At 67.8% G+C, this 16,708-nt stretch carries 16 protein-coding genes and 1 pseudogene; 8 read left to right on the plus strand and 9 right to left on the minus strand.

What is annotated here, in order from left to right:
* Positions 1-22 precede the first annotated feature (22 nt).
* From Q0Z83_RS00560 to Q0Z83_RS00565, 3 genes and pseudogenes are all read right to left on the minus strand, one after another.
* The gene (locus Q0Z83_RS00560; protein ID WP_317791761.1) at positions 23-178 is read right to left on the minus strand and encodes a hypothetical protein; all 156 of its coding nucleotides are present in this window, start codon (positions 176-178) and stop codon (positions 23-25) included.
* A gap of 72 nt (positions 179-250) precedes the next feature.
* Positions 251-385: pseudogene (locus Q0Z83_RS55680) on the minus strand (helicase-related protein); the annotation flags it as partial.
* Entirely contained in the window at positions 345-3,185 is a 2,841-nt protein-coding gene (locus tag Q0Z83_RS00565; RefSeq protein ID WP_317791762.1) for a DEAD/DEAH box helicase, read from the minus strand. The pseudogene Q0Z83_RS55680 and the gene Q0Z83_RS00565, both read right to left, overlap by 41 nt.
* Before the next feature lie 109 nt (positions 3,186-3,294).
* On the opposite strand from Q0Z83_RS00565, the gene Q0Z83_RS00570 reads away from it, so the two are divergent.
* Positions 3,295-3,753 (plus strand): hypothetical protein, encoded by a 459-nt coding sequence (locus Q0Z83_RS00570; protein WP_317791763.1) that lies wholly within the window; start codon positions 3,295-3,297, stop codon positions 3,751-3,753.
* A 34-nt stretch (positions 3,754-3,787) separates the two neighbouring features.
* Here the strand turns inward: Q0Z83_RS00570 and Q0Z83_RS00575 are convergent, their stop codons facing one another.
* Positions 3,788-5,353 carry an AAA family ATPase gene (locus Q0Z83_RS00575; RefSeq protein ID WP_317791764.1) on the minus strand — a complete coding sequence of 522 codons (1,566 nt, stop codon included), beginning with the start codon at positions 5,351-5,353 and terminating at the stop codon, positions 3,788-3,790.
* Positions 5,283-6,290: a LacI family DNA-binding transcriptional regulator gene (locus tag Q0Z83_RS00580; protein ID WP_317791765.1), complete on the minus strand. Its 1,008-nt coding sequence runs from the start codon at positions 6,288-6,290 to the stop codon at positions 5,283-5,285. The genes Q0Z83_RS00575 and Q0Z83_RS00580 overlap by 71 nt, the downstream gene beginning before the upstream one ends.
* A 191-nt stretch (positions 6,291-6,481) precedes the next feature.
* Here Q0Z83_RS00580 and Q0Z83_RS00585 point away from each other — a divergent pair, with 191 nt between their 5' ends.
* Complete coding sequence (locus Q0Z83_RS00585) at positions 6,482-8,692, plus strand: ricin-type beta-trefoil lectin domain protein (protein WP_317791766.1); 2,211 nt, start codon at positions 6,482-6,484, stop codon at positions 8,690-8,692.
* 74 nt (positions 8,693-8,766) lie between these two features.
* The gene (locus Q0Z83_RS00590) at positions 8,767-10,095 is read left to right on the plus strand and encodes a helicase-associated domain-containing protein (protein WP_317791767.1); all 1,329 of its coding nucleotides are present in this window, start codon (positions 8,767-8,769) and stop codon (positions 10,093-10,095) included.
* On the opposite strand, the gene Q0Z83_RS00595 is transcribed toward Q0Z83_RS00590, so the two are convergent.
* From Q0Z83_RS00595 to Q0Z83_RS00605, 3 genes are all read right to left on the minus strand, one after another.
* Positions 10,071-11,210 carry an NHL domain-containing protein gene (locus Q0Z83_RS00595; RefSeq protein ID WP_449701854.1) on the minus strand — a complete coding sequence of 380 codons (1,140 nt, stop codon included), beginning with the start codon at positions 11,208-11,210 and terminating at the stop codon, positions 10,071-10,073. The genes Q0Z83_RS00590 and Q0Z83_RS00595 overlap by 25 nt on opposite strands.
* 408 nt (positions 11,211-11,618) lie before the next feature.
* A complete protein-coding gene (locus tag Q0Z83_RS00600) occupies positions 11,619-11,855 on the minus strand; it encodes a hypothetical protein (RefSeq protein WP_317791769.1) in 237 nt (78 codons plus the stop codon).
* 42 nt (positions 11,856-11,897) lie between these two features.
* The gene (locus Q0Z83_RS00605) at positions 11,898-12,095 is read right to left on the minus strand and encodes a hypothetical protein (protein WP_317791770.1); all 198 of its coding nucleotides are present in this window, start codon (positions 12,093-12,095) and stop codon (positions 11,898-11,900) included.
* Positions 12,096-12,256: 161 nt separating this feature from the next.
* Between Q0Z83_RS00605 and Q0Z83_RS00610 the strand changes: the two genes are divergently transcribed.
* The 3 genes from Q0Z83_RS00610 to Q0Z83_RS00620 all read left to right on the plus strand — a co-directional run bounded on the left by Q0Z83_RS00610 (position 12,257) and on the right by Q0Z83_RS00620 (position 13,577).
* Positions 12,257-12,454: a helix-turn-helix transcriptional regulator gene (locus tag Q0Z83_RS00610; protein WP_317791771.1), complete on the plus strand. Its 198-nt coding sequence runs from the start codon at positions 12,257-12,259 to the stop codon at positions 12,452-12,454.
* Positions 12,455-12,548: 94 nt separating this feature from the next.
* The gene (locus Q0Z83_RS00615; protein WP_317791772.1) at positions 12,549-12,977 is read left to right on the plus strand and encodes a hypothetical protein; all 429 of its coding nucleotides are present in this window, start codon (positions 12,549-12,551) and stop codon (positions 12,975-12,977) included.
* 201 nt (positions 12,978-13,178) lie between these two features.
* Positions 13,179-13,577: a hypothetical protein gene (locus Q0Z83_RS00620; RefSeq protein ID WP_317791773.1), complete on the plus strand. Its 399-nt coding sequence runs from the start codon at positions 13,179-13,181 to the stop codon at positions 13,575-13,577.
* Here the strand turns inward: Q0Z83_RS00620 and Q0Z83_RS00625 are convergent.
* Entirely contained in the window at positions 13,574-14,356 is a 783-nt protein-coding gene (locus tag Q0Z83_RS00625; RefSeq protein WP_317791774.1) for an ECF-type sigma factor, read from the minus strand. The genes Q0Z83_RS00620 and Q0Z83_RS00625 overlap by 4 nt on opposite strands.
* 321 nt (positions 14,357-14,677) lie before the next feature.
* Between Q0Z83_RS00625 and Q0Z83_RS00630 the strand changes: the two genes are divergently transcribed.
* Complete coding sequence (locus Q0Z83_RS00630; RefSeq protein ID WP_317797398.1) at positions 14,678-15,574, plus strand: DUF2637 domain-containing protein; 897 nt, start codon at positions 14,678-14,680, stop codon at positions 15,572-15,574.
* A gap of 246 nt (positions 15,575-15,820) precedes the next feature.
* Positions 15,821-16,705 carry a replication-relaxation family protein gene (locus Q0Z83_RS00635; RefSeq protein ID WP_317791775.1) on the plus strand — a complete coding sequence of 295 codons (885 nt, stop codon included), beginning with the start codon at positions 15,821-15,823 and terminating at the stop codon, positions 16,703-16,705.
* The last annotated feature ends 3 nt before the right edge of the window (positions 16,706-16,708 follow it).

Genomic DNA, 16,708 nt, shown 5'->3' on the forward strand with positions numbered 1-16,708 from the left:
GCTCTGATCGGCACAGCCACGCCTAACCGAGAAGTTCGCGGATGTCTGAGGCCGTGAGTCCGGCGGAGGCGAACTCGCCGCCGTCCATCACCCCGGCGAACAGCTCGGCCTTGCGGGCCTGCAACGCCATCACCTTCTCCTCGATCGTGTTCCTCGCTACCAGGCGATAGACCATCACGTTACGGGTCTGCCCGATGCGGTGTGCCCGGTCGACCGCCTGTGCCTCGGTGGCCGGATTCCACCACGGGTCGAGCAGGATGCAGTAGTCCGCCTCGGTCAGATTCAGGCCGAACCCGCCGGCTTTGAGGCTGATCAGGAAGACCGGTGCGGTGCCGGTCTTGAACTCATCGACGACCCGTTTGCGGTCGCGAGTGGTGCCGTCCAGATAGGCTGAACACCAGGGTGCGGTGTCCTTCGGCGGCGATGTCGGTGAGCTGTTCCACCAGCAGATCGAGCTTGGTGGAGGCGATCGCGCGGTGCTGTTCGTCGACCAACGCCACGTCCAGGCTGGCCTGCCGCAGCAACGTCAACGAGCGGAAGATCTCGAATCGGTTCTTCTCCATGTCGCCCAGCAGGCCCAGCACCTTCTGCCGCTCCCGTTGCAGGTAGCGCTGGTAGATCTTGCGGTGACCGGGTGACAGGTCGACTTCGACCACCTGTTCCTGCTTGGCCGGCAACTCGGCGGCCACCTCGTTCTTGCGGCGGCGCAGCACCAGGGGCCGGATCCGGCGACGCAACTGCGCAAGGCGGTCCTGATCGTGCTCGCGTTCGATCGGATGGCGGTAGTACTCGGTGAACCGATCGAGCCGGGGGAACAGGCCCGGAGCCGCGATCGAGCAGAGGGCCCAGAGCTCGGCCAGGTTGTTCTCCATCGGCGTACCCGTGATGGCGATCTTGAAGGGTGTTGGAAGGCGACGTGCGCACTTGTACGCCTGCGACTGCGGATTCTTCACGAACTGCGCCTCGTCGAGCACCAACCCGGCCCAGTCCAGTTCCGCGTAGGCGTCGTACTCCAGACGGAACAGGGTGTACGACGTGACCACGAGCTCGGCCTGCCCGATCGCCTCCGCCAGTCCGGCACCCCGCCGGGCCGCGGTCGAGGTGATCGCCCGGACCTCTAGATCAGGGGTGAAACGGGCGGCCTCGGCCGCCCAGTTGTGCACGACGCTGGCCGGTGCCACCACCAGGAAGCGGCCATGCTTACGGGCGTGACACAACAGGGCGAGCGCCTGCAGGGTCTTGCCGAGCCCCATGTCGTCGGCGAGGATGCCGCCGAGTCCGTTGTCGTGCAGAGCGGCCAGCCAGCGAAAACCCTCCTGCTGGTAGGGGCGCAGCTCAGCGTGCACCGCGGCCGGCACCGTCTGGTCGAGAGACACGCCCGCCCGGCTGAGCGTGGCCACCGTGCGCTGCCAGTCCGCCGCCTGACCGGCCAATTCCCCCAGCTCACCGAGCTCGTCCCAGACGCCGGCCTGGAATCGGCCGACCCGCAGCACCCCCGGCGGGCTGTCGGCGAGTTCGCGGGACTCGGCGATCAGCTCACGCAACTGCCGGAACTCCGGCCGGTCCAGCCCGAAGTAGACGCCGGATGGCAGGATCAGGAACTCCTGCTCCCGAGCGAGCGCGACGAAAAGCGACTCGAAGTCGACCTGCTCGCCGCCGACCTCGACATGCACCGCCAGGTCGAACCAGTCCGGCTCGCCGGTGTGTGCGGCGTCGGTGAACGCGATCACCGGCGCGGCTCGGCTCTCCTGCAGGTCCCAATCGTCCGGCTCGATCACCGACACACCGAGCGCGATCAACTCGGGCCGGACCGTACTCAGGAAATGGATCATCGCGTCGCCGCCCAGCACCGACTCGGCGGCCAGTCGGGTGCCCTGCGGAGCGGATTCCAACAAACCGGGTTCGGCGAGATCAGCCACTCGCCGTACCAGATCAGCCTGTTCGTCCTGCAGTTTCGGTGACCAGAGCGGCTCGCTGTGCCGGCCACCGCCCGCCTCGATCACCCACGTCCAGCACAGCCGCAGATGGTGATCACGCTCGGCGTTCAACGTCACGGTCAGGACCGGATCACTCACCTGCGGCAGGCTCACCGTCGGGCCGACCGGTACGACCCGCATCTGCCGGACCAGACCGGGGTAGAACTCGGCGAAGAACCGCTCCCGCTGCGCTCCGGGAATCTCGATGCCCGGGGCCGCCAGAGCCTTACGAGCCGGACGTGGCAACGGGCTGGCCAGCGGAGCCAGCCGCAGGACTCGCTCAGCCGGTCCCGTGGTGTCACGTGTCCTCCACGTGGCGATGCCGTGTGCCGGCTCGCCGACGAAAAGGGTGCTCTCCAGGTCGACTGGCACGTCTTCGTCCCGCAATACGGGTTGCAGCGACAGCCGATCGTCGATGCTGTCGACCTGCATCGACACTTGCGCCGGACGGCTCGCCACCACCACCGGCCAGGCGTTCTTACCCGACTGCACCAGCGGCAGACCGACCTCCTGAGCCTCCGTCAGCAGGTCCCAGATCCGGCGGCTACGAAAATCGTCCAAGTAGAGGTTCGCGCTGACGCTGCCGTAGTAGTTGTGGGAGCCGGACAAGGTGACGATCTCGGTGAGCAGCCGGCGATGATTCTCCGCACTCGGCGAGCGGCCCACGGCATAGCCGAGTGAGTGCCAGCCGGCCCCGGTCCGCACCCAGCCCGTCCGGCCTGGCCGAACCGGGCGCATCGAGATACGTTGCCCTGTCCGGCGGACCCGCGGTAGATAGGCCTCGACGAGCTCGAACTGCAGACCGATCTCCGGCTCCGAGTTCTGCGGAAGCGGCGGCGGCCCGGCCAGGTCACGCAACCGCGCCGACAGCTGGGACTCCCATCGGCCGGCTCTCGGCCGTCGCTGGGCCGGTGCCGGTGCACTCGACGTCCGGTCGTCCTGCTGGACGGCGAGCATCAACGCGATCAGGTGCACGCACTCCGCATCGACACAAGTGCAGAAACCGTCCAGGGCGGGCTTAGGGCCGGGGACTATCTCGCCGGTCACCACCCCGCCGTCCCGAACTTTGCCGACCGCCAGGCCGGTGGGGCCGACGGTGGGGCTTGTGATCTCTCCATCGGCGAGAGCCGCACGCGCCCGTAGAAAGACGCGAGCCCCGACCAACTCGAAAAGAACCGCCTCGTCCGCGGATAGGACCAGCTTCGCCATCGTCACCTTTCGTCCGAGTCGACTCTAGGCACCTGGAGAAGAGCGCCGCACGTGACGTACTCGACCGGGGGAAGCCCAGCTGGTTCTCGCGGCAGTCGCTGATGCGATCTTGACGGCCCTCGTCCTCGCCGTGGTGGCCATCGCGATCGCGGCCGACGGCACTTCCGCCGGTCGGGTCATGGCAACACTGATCGGAATCGCGGCGGTCTTCCTTCTCTGGTTTGTCGTCGCCCTGCTACGACGCGCGCCGGGCCGCGTGGTTCTGACCCCTACCGGGGTCTACCACCGGTCACTGACCAGCGAGTCGTACACGCCATGGGACGTCATCTACGACGTGGGGGTGAACAGCCGACTTCCACTGATCGTCATCAGGGCGCACCCGTCCCCGAACGCCCGGCATCGAGCCCGCACCCGCCGCCCGAACCGGTTCGAAGAAGCATTCCGGCCCTCGATCATCATCGGCGTGCCCGCACTGGGCGCCAATGCCCGGCCCGTTCTGCGGTCACTCGAGCACTACCTGCGCCACCCGGAGAACCGGAACCGGTTGAACACTCCCGGTGCCCTCTGACCGGGGACGCCGGCGGCTCGAACCGTGGACCTGCCTACGAATACAGGCGGTCGAGGTCGACGAGCAGGATTCGGTCGTCGGCTGCTGCGGCGGCTGTCAGGTCGTCGGTGAAGCCGGCACCGCCGTAGAGCGTGAGCACCGTGTCCTCGGTGTCGTAGCCCGCCGGTGGGAGCAGGTCGCGGGCTCGTGCCAGGCGTTCGAGGTGGCGTTGGCCGATCACCTCACCCCACTTGGCTTCGCCGAGGGAGACGACGCGGCGAGGGCCGTTCGAGTGTTGGGCCGCCAGTGCGACCACGTCGATCTCGATCTGGGTGCGGTTCGCCGGGTCGTTGACCGTGCCCGATCCGACCTCCGACGGCTGCTCGGGAAACAATTCATAGCCGGACTCCAGCGCCAGCGCCCGGCACAGGGCCTCGAAGTGCGGGCCGACGACCTGGGTGAGAAAGGTCTGCCGGGTTGAAGTCCAGACCTGTTCGGCGCGGTGGATCTCCAGCTCGGCCCAGCGCTTGCGCATTATCGCCTCGTAGAAGGTGATCAGCGGCTCGACGATCCGGTAGCGGGCACGAGCCGGGCGGAACATGTCCGGTTCGCGGGTGATCAGCGCGCAGTCCTCGAGGACGTTCAGGGGATGCGTGATCTGGTCGGACTTACGGCCGATGAAGTTGGCGATCCCGCCGTTGGTGTTGTTGCCGGCCGCGATGGCCGCCAGCACCGAGTGATACAGGGCCGGGTCGCGGATCGCGGCCTCCTCGGCAAGCAGGTACCGCGCCTCCCGGAACAACGGTGTCTGCGGGTTCAACGCGGTCCGGATGACCCAGGCGTCGAAGTCCTCGATCGCGGCAGGAGCGTTTCCCCGGGTGAACTCCTTGCGATAGGCCGGCGTGCCACCGACGACCGCGTGCACCAGAACGGCCAGCCGAGGGTCGGTGATACCCCAGAACTCCGCCGCCTCCCGATGCTGGAACGGCTGAACGACCAGTTCGAGGCTAGCCCGTCCACGCAGCGGTGCCTGGCCCGCCAGGAGGCCGCCCATGACCGACATCGCCGAACCACACAACACGAGCCTTACCGAGCTTGATCGGCCACTGCCTCCGGGCCCGAGTTCGCGTTGAATGATCGACGGCAGTGCTGGTGACGCCTTGGACAGGAACGGGAACTCGTCGATGATGACTGCCCTCGGCTGCCCGGTGATGCTGCGGAACATGTGCGCTATGGCTTCGTTCCAATCCTGGAACGGTGTCGCGATGAACTCTTGGGTGTGCCGTGCGAGTGCCTCGGAGAACAGCCGCAGTGATTCTGCCTCGGTGGCTTCAGTAGCCGCGAAGTACATGCCGCCGGCGGCCTCGGTCATAGCCTGGAGCAGGAAGCTCTTGCCCTGGCGCCGCCGGCCGCTCACCACTCCCAGCGCCGCGGCGCTCTGGGTTGCCGCGAGCGGCATTGTGGCGAAGGAGACGAGACCATCCCATTCGCGGTTACGGCCGAAGATGTTGGGCGGCTTCTCCATAGTTACAGAAGTATAGTTCCCGGAACTATACTTCTGTAACTCGGCCGGTCGAGCCGCGTACCACCAGATCGGTGCCCAGCTCGACGTGGCGGGCATCCAGATCGTGGCCCTTCAGCGTACGGACCAGCATCGTCACCGCCATCCGGCCCATCTCGGCCAGAGGCTGGTGCACCGTCGTCAGCATCGGGTCGGTGGCCTGGCCGATGTCGGCGTCGTCGAAACCGCCGATCGACAGATCCTCCGGCACCCGCAGCCCCCGCTCCCGGGCCGCCCGCAACGCACCCACCGCGGTCTTGTCGTTGAAACAGGCCAGCGCCGTCGGCCGCTCCGGCCGATCGAGCAGTTCACCTGCGGCCCGATACCCGTTCGCCATGCTCGGCTCGTTGACGAACCGGATCCGCTCCGGCGACGGCAGCACCCCCGCATCGGCGAGCGCCGCCACATATCCCGCCATCCGCGACGTCGTGACCAGCCACTCCTTGGGCCCGGCGATGATCCCGACCTGCCGATGCCCGAGCTCGACAAGGTGCGCCATCAGCAACCGAGCCCCGGTCACATGCGCACTGGACACGGCGACGATGTCGCGCGGCGGACTGGTTCGCGGATCGAGGACGACGAACCGAAATCCCTGATCACGCAGCCGCGCCAGCTCCTCCGGCGACTCCGGCGGCAAGATCAAGATCCCACCGGCGATCCCAGCGGTACGGGGCAGCCCGGTCAGCATGCCCGGACGTCGGGCGGCCGTCCCCGCGTTGACCACCGCACCCATCCCGTGCAGCTCGATGGTCTCCACGATCGACGACACCATCGGCCCGAAGTAGTCGTCCAGCAGGTACGGGCACCGCACGAACACCCCGCCGACCGGCGCCCGCGACACGAGCAACCCGTCGTGCCCCAGCCGCCGGGCGGCATGCAGGACCAGCTCACGCGTACGCGCTGCGACGTTGTCCTGGCCGTTGAGCACCCGGGACACGGTGGCGATGGACAGGCTGGTCTCGGCGGCGATCTGCCGTACCGTCGCGCGCTTTTTCAACGAAGGACCCCGTCCGGCGTTCCATATCTGAATGTAACAATGTAACAGATCCGGAACCGGTTTCGACCAGCGCATATGTCCTGGCGATGACAGAGCTGCATTGACATGTATAAGCCGCGAGTGTTCCATCTGCGTTACGTCGGCTGGGCAGGACGTCCGCGGCGTTCCGTTGTCCACACAGGGAGTTCCCCATGCCCTTGACCGGCATCCCGTCAATCAGGCGACGACTCCTCACCGTCGCCACCACCGCCGCCGTCGTCACCGGCCTCGGCATCCTCGGCATCACCAGCGCGTCGGCCGCCAGCGCCGGATCCCTCGTCGGCGCCGGCAGCGGCAAGTGCCTCGACGTCGCCAACGGCTCCACCGCCGACGGTGCCGCCATCCACATCTGGACCTGCTACAGCACGGTCACCAGCCAGCGCTGGACGCTCGCCGACAACGGCCAGGTCCAGGCCCAGGGCAAGTGCCTTGATGTCGCTGACAACGGCACCGCCGACGGTTCGCTCACGCATCTGTGGACCTGCTACGACAGTGTCAACACACAGAAGTGGTCGCTCAACTCCTCCGGCGCGCTCGTCAACCAGGCCAGCGGCAAGTGCCTCGACGTGCAGAACAACGGCACCGCCGACGGCTCCCGCCTGCAGATCTGGGCGTGCGCCGGCTCGGCCAACCAGCGCTGGACGCTTTCCGGAGGTACGACCACGCCGCCCACCACCCCGCCCACGAACCCGCCGACCGACACCCCGGTGACCAACCCCGACCTGGGCCCGAACGTGTCGGTCTTCGACCCGTCGATGGCGGCGTCGACCATCCAGAACCGTCTGAACACGGTCTTCAACCAGCAGGTCACCAACCAGTTCGGCTCCCAGCGGTACGCGCTGCTGTTCAAGCCCGGCACCTACAACGTCGACGCCAACGTCGGCTTCTTCACCCAGGTCGCCGGCCTCGGACTGGTCCCCGGCCAGACCACCATCAACGGTCGGGTGCACGTCGAGGCCGACTGGTGGCCGGACGGTTCCCAGAACGCCACGCAGAACTTCTGGCGCTCGGCGGAGGGTTTGGCCGTCAATCCGACGGGTGGACAGGACCGCTGGTCGGTGTCGCAGGCCGCCCCGTACCGCCGCATGCATGTCCGTGGGAATCTGGCGCTCTCCGACGGCGGCTGGTCGTCGGGCGGTTGGATCTCCGACACCAAGATCGACGGGCAGATCGACTCCGGCACCCAGCAGCAGTGGATCACCCGTAACTCGCAGATCGGTTCGTGGACCGGCCGCAACTGGAACCAGGTGTTCGTCGGGGTGCAGGGCGCTCCGGCCACCAGCTTCCCCAATCCGCCCTACACCAACATCGGACAGGCTCCGGTGGTACGGGAGAAGCCGTACCTCTATGTTGACAGTGCCGGCGCATACCGCGTCTTCGTGCCCGCGCTGCGGCGTAACACGTCCGGGATCACCTGGGCCAGTGGCAGCCCCGCCGGTGAGTCGATGTCGCTGAGCCGGTTCTACATCGTCCGGCCCGGTGACACCGCCGCCAACATCAACGCCGCGCTCGCCGCCGGCAACAACCTGCTGGTCACGCCGGGCACGTACAACATCAACCAGACCATCAACGTCACCCGCGCCGACACCGTCGTGCTGGGTCTGGGGCTGGCCACGTTCGTACCGCAGAACGGCATCGTCCCGATGCGCGTCGCCGACGTCGACGGGGTGAAGGTCGCGGGCATCATGTTCGACGCCGGTACCACCAACTCGCCGCTGCTGATGGAGGTCGGCCCGACCGGTTCGTCCACCGACCACTCGGCCAACCCGACCTCGCTGCACGACGTGTTCTTCCGAATCGGCGGCTCGATCGCCGGTAAGGCCACCGTCAGCCTGCAGGTCAACAGCGACGACGTGATCGGCGACCACACCTGGATCTGGCGCGCCGACCACGGCAACAACGGAACCGTCGGCTGGAACATCAACACCGCCGACACCGGCCTGATCGTCAACGGCGACGACATGACCTTCTACGGCCTGTTCGTCGAGCACTACCAGAAGTACCAGACCATCTGGAACGGCGAGAACGGCCGCACGTACTTCTACCAGAACGAGATGCCGTACGACCCGCCGAACCAGGCCGCCTACATGAACGGCTCGACCCGCGGGTACGCGGCTTACAAGGTCGCCGACGCGGTCAACAACCACCAGGCCTACGGGCTCGGCTCGTACGCGTACTTCAACGTCAACCCGTCGGTGGTCAACGAGCGGGCGTTCGAGGTGCCGAACAAGGCCGGTGTTCGCTTCAACAGCATGGTCACCGTATCTCTGGGTGGAACCGGCACGATCAACCGCATCATCAACAACACGGGCGCCACGGTGAACAGTGGCAGCCAGGTCGCGTACCTGGTCACCGGCCCTTGATCCGAATCTGACCCGATCGTGGAGCCGGGCCCTCAGGGGCCCGGCTCTCCTTCATGGACCACTAACCTGTTGCGATGCCAGGCGCGGCGGAACAACCACCCGAGTCCTCAACTGTCCGCCGGACCGAACGGTATGCGGTCGCCGATCTGCACGCCGTGCTGCGGCTGTGCGACTCGGGGCGGCTGAAGTGCAGTTCGACCACGCGACGGCCCGCGGCGGCGACGGTCGTCGAGGTCGCCGCGGTGCTGGCGGCCGGTGACTTCTACCGTGACGAGCCGATCGCCGCGTTCGCGTGGCCGCTGCTCGTTCAGGCGGGTGGCCTCGCCGAGATCTCCGGCGGGAGACTGCGGCTGACCGCCAACGGCCGGGCCGCCCTCGGTAAACCGGCGGCCGGCGCGGTGCGAGCGCTGTGGCGGGCGTGGCTGACCAAGGGCCTGATCGACGAGTTCAGCCGGGTCGAGAACATCAAGGGCCAGCGCACCGCCAACGTGCTGACCGCGCCGAAGGCCCGGCACCAGAAGGTGTCCGAGGCGCTCGCCGGTCAGCCGGTCGGCGGTTGGATCGGCGTCGACGATCTCTTCCAACAGATGAAGATGACGGCCTGGTCGCCGCGGGTGGCGCGGAGTGAGTCGGCACTGTGGAAGCTCTACCTGGAGGATCCGCAGTACGGCAGCCTCGGGTATGCCGGGTTCGGCGAGTGGGAGATCCTCGAAGGGCGTTACACGCTCGCGCTGCTGTTCGAATACGCGGCGACGCTCGGGCTGATCGACATCGCCTACGACGAGCCGACCGGGGCTCGCGACGACTATCGCGGCAACTGGGGTGCCGACTATCTGGGCGCGCTCAGCCGGTATGACGGGCTGCGGGCCATCCGGCTGAACGACCTCGGTGCCTATGTGCTCGGGATCAGCCGGTCGTACGTACCGCCTGAGCCGGAGGCGCCGGAACGGACCTTGAAGGTCCTACCGAACCTGGACGTCGTCACCGTCGGCCGGCCCGGCCCGGCCGACCTGCTGGTGCTGGAGAGCTACACCCGCCGTACCGGTGATCACGTCTGGACGGTGAGCCGGGAGAGCCTGCTGGAGGCCGCCGCCGCGGGCCGCCGGCCTGGGGACTTCGGGGACTTCCTGCGGGCCCGGGCCGCGCAGGCGGAACTGCCCGGCACCCTCACCGCACTGCTGGACGAGGTCGTCGAACGGGCGTCGCGGCTCACCGACCTCGGGCAGGTGCGCCTGGTGGAGTGCGCGGATGCCGCGCTGGCCAAACTGATCAGCCACGATCGAGGGCTGCGCAGCCTGTGCACGCTGATCGGCGAGCGGCACCTCGCCGTACCGCTGGACATGGAGCCGGCATTCCGCCGGGCCTTGGCAACCCTCGGTTACGCACTGCCGGCATCGACCTGACCACGGCCTCCGGTCCGCTGTCGGCGGTGGATAACCAGGAACAATACGACAAGGGGTACGGCCACCGCGCCGCCCGCGATCCAGGGCCAGACCGGCTCTGCCGGGTCGATATCGCCCGCGGCTGCCGCGGGGATCGAGAAGATCCGGCTGCCCACGGTGTCGACCAGGTAGAGCGGGCCTCCAGCGGTGACACTCGTGGCCAGTCCCACCGGGTCGTGGGTGCCGAAAGGATCCACGGGTAGGTCGGCCGCAGTGCTCACCCTCCCGTCCGGGACGAGCTGGAGGACCCTCCGGTGCAGGTTGTCGACGATGTAGACGCCGTTCCCGCCAGCGCTCACCGCGGTGGCGTTGAACGGTGACGCGGTCGGACGCCTGTCGTCTGCTGTCCAACCGCCGTCGGATGAGCCGACGATCGTCGCCACTCCTCCCGCCTGGAGGCGACTCAGCTGGGAGGTCGCGCTGGAGATCCAGACGCCGCCGACGGCGTCGGCGGCCAGCCCGGTCGGTAGCGGCACGGACGTCGATACCGGACGAGCACCGGCCTCCGCGGGGATCTCGACGATGCGGCTGTTCTCCCGGTCAGCAAGGAAAAGGGAGCCGGAGGGCGACACCGCCAAAGCGTTGATCGTGGCGATCGGCCCACCGAGCAGCTCGGCGGTCACCCGTACCTCGATGGTGCCGTCGGCAGACAGCGCGTACACCCGGGAAGCCAGGCTGTCGGCGATGAACACGGTGCCGTCCGGGCTGACAGCCACCGCATTAGGAGCTCCGAGGGCGACGTCAGTTCCCTTCGTGCCGGCGAGGACCGTCCCCGCCTCAGCGATCTTCTCTCCGTTGCCCGCGACCGTATGGATGGTGCCGTCAGTTGCCACGGCCCGCACCCGACGGTTGAGACTGTCCGCCAAGTAAATCGTCCCGTCGGTGGCGACCGCGGCGCCCAGCGGCCTGTTCAGTCGCGCTTGAACAGCCGGGCCGCCATCACCGCTGAACGCTGCCGGACCCGTACCGGCGACCAGCGTCGGCGCGGTTTCCGCACCCCATGCGGGATCCGGCACCGGTGTCACGAGCACCGACAAGGCGAGAACCGCCGGGGCGGCAACGCGGTTCCTCATCATGACCGAGCTTTACCACTCCGACGGCCGGCAGGTTCAGCAGCGTCCATCGAAAGTGACGGTCGAGTAGGGTGCATCCGCTTTCGGGACGGCTGCGTAGGCATGGTCACGCAGTCCGATGAATGTCGCCACCACTGTTCGTCGGGATGCCGACCGATTCGAAGAAGCTCTGCACCGCTGTTGCGAGCCCGCCGCGGTGCGACCAGCGCCCAGCACCTCACCGACCTCGTAACGGGTTTGGCCGCTGCTGTCGGTCTTCCCCACTCCTCAAGAGCATCCAGAGCATGGCCGACGTAACCGTTGAGCAGATCACCGGCTCCGGGAACCTTCGAGGTCACCGCGCCCACGGCGCCCTCGACCAGAGGGCCGACGACCTTGTACCGGGTCTTGACGCTAGAGTTGGCCTGCTCGTCAGTTGCGCGCTGGTTTCGATCTTTGCCCCGGTGGCCCCATGTCGAGAGCACCCATCACACCACCGTAGTTGTGCGAGATGACCTTCATCGCGTCCAGATTGGCGTGCAGGTCGGCGTCCGGGTTCTGTCTGCCGGAGAGGACGTAGTCGTGTGCGGCCACGCCGTAGGTGGCTTCGGCCCGGGCGACGATGTCGTGTGCGACCTCGTCCTTGCCGATATCGGCCAGGAAACGCACCAGTTGCTGGCGGTCGACGACGTCGCTGGTGTATGTCGTGGGTCAGAGTGTCGCCGACACGACGGGTTCGGTCTCTCCGGCGGCATTGAGTGGGATCCCGGCTGCCTGCAGAAAGGCTCGCAGCGTCGCGGCGAGTGATTCGACCTTGTCGTCCTCGACGAAGGCATAACCTCGGTGTGAAAGGTTGTCGGCGACCTGCTCGGCCACGTCGCGGATCGGGTCGTCGGTGTGGGCGATCATCACGTGCTCCCCTCGGGGTTTGCCCGCACGAGCCCGCTGTCGTGCCGGGCCCGGCAGATACGGAATCACCTGAGTGCCTATCGACGATGCCACATGGTTGTCTAGTAGACAACCCCCCAGTTGTCAGGTAGCCAACATCTACGGTCAGAGGGTCGGCGTCCATGGAAGAGGTCATGGCAGCCGCAGAGATCGCCGACTATCTCGGCGTGACACGCCAGCGCGTCGCTGTGCTCGTTGAGCGCCCTGACTTTCCCGCACCTCTCGCTCATCTGTCTGTCGGACGGATCTGGCGGACGTCCGACGTGCGGCTGTGGGCAGCGAACCGACCCAATCGGGTTCACGAGGACGAGAAGGAATAGCTCCGGTCGGTGGCTCCGTCGCCGGTGCCGCCCAATCAGTACCCACCTTTGGGTGTATCGGCTGCACGCTGGGGCGGCAGTAATGTCATCCAGCGTGACGGCGACGTCGACCAACCACAGTGGCAATACGCTGCTCGCTGTCTTGGGCATCGTGGCGGCGCTAGCCGATGGGATGCTTGCTGCGCTCGGCGCGCTGGCGTGGGAGGCGTACCAAGACGGTGCCTTTACGGCTGCGGAGGCTGGGCCATTCATCGTGATGGGGGTATCCGGCGCTGTCGGCGCTGTCATCGGCCTGCTCGCGATGATTGCCCTGTTACGCGGCGGCCACGGTCGTGGTCTGGCTCGTGCCACCTGCGAATTGACCTGGCTGCGGGTGGGCGCGGTCGTCATCGCGCTGTTGGTCCTCGCGCTCGTCGTGGGTGTTGCCGCGGCGGGAGTGTTCGGCATGGTGCTGGCCGTCGGCGACGCATGCGGGGGGCTGGTCGTCACCCGGGTTGCGGCGCGCCAGTCCAGCGACGGATGAACCGAATTTCCATCGCGGCAGCCTGAACCAGGGAGTTCGTAGAGATCCGGTGTGCGGCCCTCGGCCTGTCGGCGTGTGACGAACAATGGCACGCTGGTCGATGTGGCAGACAGGACGGGCGACGGACGGGCCGGTAGGGCGATGCCGTCTCCCGCGGATCGTCGTGCTCTGGCCGAGGTGCTTGCCGCGGAGATGCGGAACATGACGGCCTCGGCGTGGCCGGTTCGTTCTCGTGGGGCGACCACCTCCTACGTCGCGTTCGTCGAGGACGAGATCGAGCTCGCCGACCTCGTCGTCGTGTTGTGGGACATCTCCCGGTCGGGGCCGTTCCCCGAGGAGGTGTCGGTGCACAGCGGAGTCGCCGGGACCGTGGTACTCGTGACCGGGCCGGACTTCAGCGTCGTGGGGAGGTCCGGGGGGCCGGTGCTGGCGCTGTCGGACCGGATCCGTGGGGTGCTGCGCATCGACCGGGATCCGGGTTGGCAGGCCGAGCTGTCGGCGCTGATCTCCGAACTGATCGCCGTCGGGCAAGGCGCTGAACCGTTCGACGAGTCGACGCTTCCGCCTCCGCCGCCGCTACCGTGGCACCGGGATCGTTAGCTCCTGGTCGCGAGGTGGCGGCGGATGCGGGCTTCGGCTCGTTGTCGCCGTTTGTAGGCGGCCTGCTCGCCGATGCCGAGGCGTTTGGCGGCTTCCTTCACGCTGAGCCCGTCCAGGCCCGTCACCGCCAGGAGGGTCACGTCCTGGTCCGTCAACGGTGTGCCGGCATCCGCGAGTTCGACGATCAAGGTGCGGAACAAGACGTGGACGTCGGCCGGCTGCGACGCGGTCGATGAGGGCTCGACTGCCACTGTGAGCGGCTGGACCCGGATGCGGCGTCGGCAGCTCCTGGCGTGGGTGATGCCGCTGTCGATCAGTTTCATGCCCAGGTTGGTGGTGCCGACGTCGATCGACTCCAGCCGGCGCAGGAAACCGAACGCCAGGTCCTGATCGACGTCGGCGAGTTCACCGCGATGGCGCACCGGGAGACGATCACGGAAACCCCGAAGGCCGCGAGCGGCGAGACCGAGAGCCAGCACACGGTACGGCTCGGCGCCGGCAGTTCGGCGGGCGCCGGTGATGACCGCCGCCCAGATCTGATCCCGCTGCGGATAGTCGGCCTCCTCCAGTAGGAACCGCTCCAGTTGACGGGGCCGCATCAGCCGGGGCGGCAGGCCCGGACCGAGGGAGCCGGCCGGAATGGCCCAGTCGAGCTGCGCGTACCGATCGAGGAACCAGTCGAACAGCGGCCCGTCTCCGCTTCCGAGTAGGGCGAGTGGAGTCCCCTCAAAGGTGATCAGGCCAGGGGTTGCCGAAGCCCTGTTCGCCTGGACCGCCAACCTCACCTCCGGTGATTTCCAAGAATTTCTGCGATGCCGTGTCCAGACCGGCGCCGGGCCATCCCCTTCGTCAGGTAGCGAGCCGGCAGCGGTGTCAGGTCCTGTCAGGGCCGAACGGCTCAACGCTAGGGAGATTGCCATGAATATCGATCGCCGTCGTGCTGATTCGGGAGTGCAGGCTACCCGCCGCACCTGTCACCAGCACCTGTCAGCAGGCGAAAGCCGACTGACAACACCTGACAGGAGCCGCCTTTGACCAACACCTCACGCCGTACGGACAGCAGCGCCGCCCGGGTCGAGGGCTTCGTTCAGATCGTCATCATGCTGGCGATCGGCGCGGCCGCAGGCGCCGCATCATTCACCCACGTGCACGACGTCGCCGCCGCACACGGCCAACCGGGCTGGCTGGCCTGGGCCGACGCTGTCGTGCTCGAACTCATGTCGATAGCCGGCGGCCTCGAACTACGGCGCCGCAAACGCATCGGCGCCCATCTGTCGTTCCCGGCGGTGGTGCTGGTCGTCGCGGTGGTGCTGTCGCTGGGCGCGCAGGTCGTGGAAGCCGAACCGTCGATCATCGGCTGGATCGCGGCCGCCCTCCCGGCGGCAGGCTTCCTGGCCATGGTCAAGATCGCGCTCGGCCGCACCGAGAGCGGCCCAGCGCAGAGCAACACCACCGCCCGGGACACCCCGGCCGAGAACGGCACCGTCCGGGACGAGGGGACCGGAAACGGGACCGCGGTCCGGGACGAGGGGACCGGAAACAGGACCGCGGTCCGGGACGAGCGGACGGGTAACAGGACTGCGGTCCGGGACGAAGGGACCGGGGACAAAGCCGTCCGGGACGGGATGGGAGACAGATGGGCGGGCCGGGCCGGACCAGGGGACGGCCGGGACGAACCGAGGGCCGTCCGGGACGAACGACGGAGCGCAACGGGAATCGTCCGGGACGGTCCCGGACGGCCGGACAAGCCGACGCCGGCCGGGACGGACACCGACCCGGACGTCCGGGCCATGCTCCCGGCCGCCCGAGACGCCGCCGACCGCCTCGCCGACCAGGGACGCCCGCTGTCCCGGGAGGCGCTGGCCGAAGTGCTGCGCGGTCAGGGCCACGCCATGTCGAACGCGCGAGTGTCAGCACTTGTCAGGTTGATCCGCGAACAACCGGTCGCCCACGACCCGGCGATCCGCTCGCCCACGGTCGCTCAGTCACCGAGGTGACGAGACGGAACGCGGGTCCCGTACCGGAAAGGAATGTCATGTCTTCTGCCGTTTCGCCGCGACCGGCGCGCCCGGGTAGTGGTTCGGGCGTGCGTCCGGCTGCCGGTTTAGGGGTCGGTCTTGAGGCCGACCCCCGTACCGACCCCACCGAATCCCTGACAGCGCAGGTCAACCCGCACCTCCCCGCGACCGGAGTGTGCTCCGACAGACCCTGGAGAGGGTCTCCCCATGGAGAGAGTGACGTATATGAACGCCAGTGTTGAACAGCGCCTGCTGAAGGCGCAGTCCTCCCTGACCCACCGCGATATGCGGCTGCTCGGCTGGCTCTACGACCACGGTGTCCTGACCACCGACCAGATCGACGCCGCGCTGTTCGGATCCTTGACGTTCTGCCAGCGCCGCCTGTTGCGACTCATCGACCTCGGCGTGCTGGCCCGCTTCCGGCCGCAGCGCTGGGAAGGCGGCTCCTACCCCTACCATTACCTGCTGGCCCAGCTCGGCACCGAGATCGTCGCGGCCCAGCGCGGCGACCCGCTACCGCGCCGGGACCAGGCCCGGCAACGACGCCAGCACCTGACCTCCCGGGCGAACCTGCCGCACCTGTTGGCCACCAACCAGTTCTTCATCGACCTGGCCGCTCACGAACGCGTCCATTCCGGCGGCCGCCTCGACACCTGGCGGCCGGCGGCTGATTTCCACCGGGCCACCGCGTTCTATCGTCCGGGTGACGGCGCCGACATGTTTTCGTTGCGGACGTTTCCCCGCCCCGACGGTCACGGGATCTGGGTCGACCGGGGTCGCCGGGTTCCGTTCCTGTTGGAGATGGATCGCGGCACCGAGTCGCTGCCGGTGCTCACCGCGAAGGTCACCAACTACCTCCGCGTCGCCGATCACGCCCGCTGGTGGTGGCCGGTGCTGTTCTGGCTGCCCTCGGTCCGCCGGGAGATCAACCTGCAGCGACTCCTGGCGGACCTGCCGGCATCCGATCGGGTGGCGACCGCCGCGAGTGATCATGTCGCCGCCTCTGGGCTCTCGCCCGCCGGCCCGGTGTGGTGGCTCCACGGTCGGGAGCAGCCCCGTCAGCACCTTTCCGAGCTTCCGTTCCTGGACTCTCAAGAGGGGTCTGGCTGAGTG

Source organism: Actinoplanes sichuanensis, from assembly GCF_033097365.1.
Lineage (GTDB): Bacteria > Actinomycetota > Actinomycetes > Mycobacteriales > Micromonosporaceae > Actinoplanes > Actinoplanes sichuanensis.